The organism is Pelomonas dachongensis, from assembly GCF_043555865.1.
Classification (GTDB): Bacteria; Pseudomonadota; Gammaproteobacteria; order Burkholderiales; family Burkholderiaceae_C; genus Pelomonas; species Pelomonas dachongensis.
Genome location: NZ_JBIGHY010000078.1, coordinates 1 through 232, shown reverse-complemented (window position 1 = coordinate 232; position 232 = coordinate 1). Strand labels below are relative to the sequence as shown.

Annotated in this window: 1 pseudogene; it reads right to left on the bottom strand. The window is 63.8% G+C overall.

What is annotated here, in order from left to right:
- Positions 1-232 (bottom strand): annotated as a pseudogene (locus ACG02S_RS26385) (IS5/IS1182 family transposase); the annotation flags it as partial.

The window sequence follows — 232 nt, the reverse complement described above, 5'->3', positions numbered from 1 at the left end:
TTGTCCATCCGGTGGTCGTGCTTGGTGTGGCCGATGGTCGGCTCGATCGCCTGGCGGCGCTTGAGCCAGCGCCTTTGCTGCGCATTCAAGGACTTGTACTTGCCTCGGTGGATGAGCTCCACCGGGGTGATGTCGGCATCGACACCGCGGTAGCCCAGGTCGACGACGGCTACCTTGGGCTTGACGCCGAGATCCTGCATCAAGGTGCTCGTCTGCTCGAGCTGGGCGCTGA